Annotated in this window: 4 protein-coding genes; 2 read left to right on the top strand and 2 right to left on the bottom strand. The window is 69.8% G+C overall.

Annotation, left to right across the window (positions count from 1 at the left end):
• Window positions 1-223: 223 nt before the first annotated feature.
• Together L810_RS42015 and L810_RS42010 are read right to left on the bottom strand one after the other, a co-directional pair.
• On the bottom strand, window positions 224-1,312 hold the full coding sequence (locus L810_RS42015; protein WP_021164182.1) for an aldose epimerase family protein: 1,089 nt from the start codon (window positions 1,310-1,312) through the stop codon (window positions 224-226).
• A 27-nt stretch (window positions 1,313-1,339) separates the two neighbouring features.
• A complete protein-coding gene (locus tag L810_RS42010) occupies window positions 1,340-2,533 on the bottom strand; it encodes a XylR family transcriptional regulator (protein ID WP_021164181.1) in 1,194 nt (397 codons plus the stop codon).
• Window positions 2,534-2,792: 259 nt separating this feature from the next.
• Here L810_RS42010 and xylA point away from each other — a divergent pair, with 259 nt between their 5' ends.
• Window positions 2,793-4,115, top strand: a complete 1,323-nt coding sequence (xylA, locus tag L810_RS42005) for a xylose isomerase (RefSeq protein WP_021164179.1) — start codon at window positions 2,793-2,795, stop codon at window positions 4,113-4,115.
• A 4-nt stretch (window positions 4,116-4,119) separates the two neighbouring features.
• The coding region (locus tag L810_RS46690; RefSeq protein ID WP_155836494.1) for an FGGY family carbohydrate kinase at window positions 4,120-4,250 on the top strand (131 nt) is incomplete at its 3' end.

Here is a 4,250-nt window from a genome sequence, read left to right as displayed (position 1 = left end):
GCACCGGCGGCACGGGGCTGGGCGAGCGGCCGCGGCCGGCCGACGCCGCATCGGCACGGCCGGCCGGCGCGGGCGAGGATGCGGCGCTCGTGTCGACGATGCGGCGCGCGTAGGGGATCACACCGGCGATCGCACCGGGGATCGCACCGCGCGTGCGGTGCAGCGGAACGGAATCGACCGGGCAACGGCGCGCGACGTAGCCGCGCCGTCGCCGTGCACCGCGTCAGGCGCGAACGCCGACGCGGTACTGCGTGGTCTGTCGATAGACGGCACCCGGTTGGACGATGACGGCGTCGCGCAGGCCGTCCATGTTGACCTGATCCGGAAAGCCGCCGGCTTCGACGCACAGCGCGGCGTGTCGCGCGCAGCGCGTGCCGCCGCTCACGCGCACGCCGTCCAGGTAGTTGCCCGTATAGAGTTGCAGGCCGCGCTGATCCGTCGACACGAGCAGCTCGCGGCCGCTTTCCGGGTCGTAGATCGCCGCGACGGGCCTGAGCGCGTGCGCGCCGTCGCGCAGCACGAAACAGTGGTCGAACCCGCGCGCCCGCGCGAGCTGCGCGTGCGGCCAGTCGAGGCGCGCGCCGAGCGGTGCGCTGTGCCGGAAGTCGAACGCGGTGCCGGTCACGTCGGCGGTGCCGGTCGGGATCAGCGCGTCGTCGACTTCGAGGAACGCGTCGGCGTCGATGCTCAGCACGTGGCCGCGCACGTCGCCGCCCGCGCGGCCGCTGAGGTTGAAATAGCTGTGATTCGTCAGGTTGAGCGGCGTGGGCGCGTCGGTGACGCCGGTGTAGTCGATCGTCAGCGTGCCGTCGTCGTCGAGCGCATAACGAACCTGCACGCTCACGTTGCCCGGAAAACCCGCGTCGCCTTCGGGCGAATCGAGTTGCAGCGTCAACCCGCCGCAATCGTCGACGACGGCCCAGCGCTGCCGGTGAAAGCCGTTCGCGCCGCCGTGCAGCAGATTGCCGCGCTCGTTGCGGTCGAGCCGGTAGTCGACGCCGTCGAGCGTGAAGCGCGCGCCGGCGATCCGGTTCGCCCAGCGGCCGACCGTCGCGCCGAGGTAGGCGCCCGATTCGACGTATTCGGCGGGCGTGTCGTGCGCGAGCACGATATCGGCGAAGCGTCCGGTGCGGTCGGGCGCGAGCCACGACACGACGGTCGCGCCGAGGTCGCTGACGACGACGCGCATCCCGTGCGCGTTACGCAGCGTGTAGCGCCGCACCGCGTCGCCGTCGGGCAGCGTGCCCCACGGTTCGGAAGGGACGCGTGCGACGCCGGGCGCCGGGCGGGGAGAGTCGGTATCGATATGCATGGGTGGATTCGATGGGTAGGGCCGGCTTCAGTGCGCGGCGATCGTGCGTTCCTGGTATTCGCGCGGCGTGCATCCGAGCTCACGGCGGAATACCGCGTACATGTACTGAAGCGACGTGAAGCCGCAGCGGATCGCGACTTCGGCGCTCGACGCCTGCCGGCCGGCCAGCAGCGCCTGCGCCGCTTCGAGCTTGTGGCGCAGGATTTCCTGGTGCACGGTGCGCTGCAGTTCGCGCCGGAAGTGTTCCTCGAGCAGCGAGCGCGACACGCCGACGTAGTCGGCGACCTGTTCCGTCTTGATGCCCTGGCACGCGTACTGGCGAATGAAATGGCGCGCGCGCATCACGTAGGGGCTCGTGAGCGGCTGGTGGCGCGTCGATTCGAGCACGTTGATCCCGACGGGCGGCACGAGAATGCGCCGGTCGGGAAAACGCACGCCGCGCAGCATCTGGTGCAGCAGGTGCGCGGCGGTCCGGCCCATTTCCTCGGTGCCCTGGATCACGGACGACAGCGGGATGCGCGTCAGCGTGCGCGTGAGCGGATCGTTGTCGATGCCGATGATCGCGACCTGTTCGGGCACCGCGAGGCCGGCGATCAGGCAGGCCTGCAGCAGGTGCCGCGCGCGCGCGTCGGTCACCGCGATGATGCCGACGGGTTTCGGCAGCGCATGCAGCCAGCCGATCAGCTGCTCGATCGCGTGATTCCATGCCGATGCGCTCGTCGACAGCCCGCGGTAGATCGGCGCGTCGAGGCCGTCCGCGCGCGCGAGCCGGTCGAACGCCAGCTCGCGCTGCTGCGCCCAGCGGTTCTGCTGCGCGTCGGGCAGGCTGTACATCGCGAAGTGCGCGAGCCCGGCGCCGATCAGGTGCGTGTACGCGAGCGACACGAGTTTCGCGTTGTCGGTCGCGATATACGGCACGCCGTCCGGATACTGCGCGGGATCCTCGTAGGACGAGCCGAGCGCGACGACCGGCAGCGGCGAGCCGGCGAGCGCGTCGGCGACGGCCGGATCGTCGAAGTCGGCAATGATGCCGTCGCCGTCGAAATGCTCGATGCCGGCGAGCCGGCAGCGGAAGTCGTCCTCGAGGAACAGGTCCCACACCACGCGCGTCGAGCGCAGGTACTGGCCGATGCCGCTGATGATCTCGCGGTCGTAGACCTTGTTGGCGTTGAACAGCAGCGCGATGCGGTGCGGTGTCTGGCTGGAAGGGGCGCGGGTCATCTCGGTCTCGGGGCGCGTGCGGGGCGTCGCGCCGTTGTCTCCGGGGGCGCGGACGGTGCCGCGCGCTGGTCTGGTGTCCGGCGATTGTAGGACGGAACGCGTGCGGTGCGCAGCGCGCTGGCAAGAATCGTTAAGCATGCTGCGCAATTTCGCAATTGCGGGGGAGGGGGCGCGCGGGCACGATCCAGCCAGACCGAATTCGGCCCGCACGCCAACGCGCCGCGCGCCGCACTGCAACAAGAAACCGGACGGAGACGCCATGTCGTATTTCGAACAGATTCCCGCGATTCGCTACGAAGGTCCGCAATCGGACAACCCGCTTGCCTACCGCCACTACGACCGCACGAAGCAGGTGCTCGGCAAGACGCTCGAGGAACACTTGCGCATCGCGGTGTGCTACTGGCATACGTTCGTGTGGCCGGGGCACGACATGTTCGGCCAGGGTGCGTTCCGGCGGCCGTGGCAGCAGCCGGGCGATGCGCTCGAGCGGGCGCGGCAGAAGGCGGATGCGGCGTTCGAGTTCTTCACGAAGCTCGGCACGCCGTTCTATACGTTCCACGACACCGACGTCGCGCCGGAAGGCGACAGCCTGCGCGAGTACGTCGAGAATTTCGCGCGGATGACGGATTACCTGGGCGAGCGTCAGCAGGCCACCGGCGTGCGGCTGCTGTGGGGCACCGCGAACCTGTTCTCGCATCCGCGCTTCGCGGCGGGCGCGGCGACCAACCCGAATCCCGACGTGTTCGCGTGGGCGGCGACCCAGGTGCGCCACGCGCTCGACGCGACGCACCGGCTCGGCGGCGAGAACTACGTGCTGTGGGGCGGCCGCGAAGGCTACGAGACGCTGCTCAATACCGATCTCGTGCGCGAGCGCGAGCAGTTCGCGCGCTTCCTGTCGATGGTCGTCGAGCACAAGCACCGGATCGGCTTCAAGGGCGCGCTGCTGATCGAGCCGAAGCCGCAGGAGCCGACCAAGCACCAGTACGACTACGACGTCGCGACCGTGCACGGTTTCCTCACGCAATTCGGATTGCAGAACGAGATCCGCGTGAACATCGAGGCGAACCACGCGACGCTCGCCGGCCATTCGTTCCATCACGAGATCGCGAACGCGTTCGCGCTCGGCGTGTTCGGCAGCGTCGATGCGAATCGCGGCGATCCGCAGAACGGCTGGGACACCGACCAGTTCCCGAACAGTGTCGAGGAGCTGACCCTCGCGTTCTACGAGATCCTGCGCCACGGCGGCTTCACCACCGGCGGCATGAACTTCGACGCGAAGGTGCGGCGCCAGAGCGTCGATCCGGAAGACCTGTTCCACGGCCACGTGGGCGCGATCGACGTGCTCGCGCTCGCGCTCGAGCGCGCCGCCGTGCTGGTCGCGAACGACCGGCTCGACGCGCTGCGCCGGCAGCGCTACGCGCAATGGGACAGCGCGTTCGGCCGCGAGATCCTGTCGGGCGGCTACACGCTTGAATCGCTCGCCGCCGACGCGCTCGCGCGCGGCGTGAACCCGCAGCATGCGAGCGGCGGGCAGGAGCGGCTCGAGAACATCGTGAACCAGGCCATCTACGGGCTGCGCTGACGCCATGTACATCGGAGTCGACCTCGGTACGTCGGGCGTGAAGGCCGTGCTGCTCGACCGCGACGGCGCGGTGAGGGCCAGCGCGAGCCGGCCGCTGGCGGTGAGCCGGCCGCGGCCGCGCTGGTCCGAACAGGC

It is taken from the genome of Burkholderia sp. AU4i, from assembly GCF_000466765.1.
GTDB lineage: Bacteria > Pseudomonadota > Gammaproteobacteria > Burkholderiales > Burkholderiaceae > Burkholderia > Burkholderia cepacia.
The sequence above is the reverse complement of the archived record's forward strand: the minus strand, read 5'-3'. Positions and strand labels throughout refer to the sequence as shown.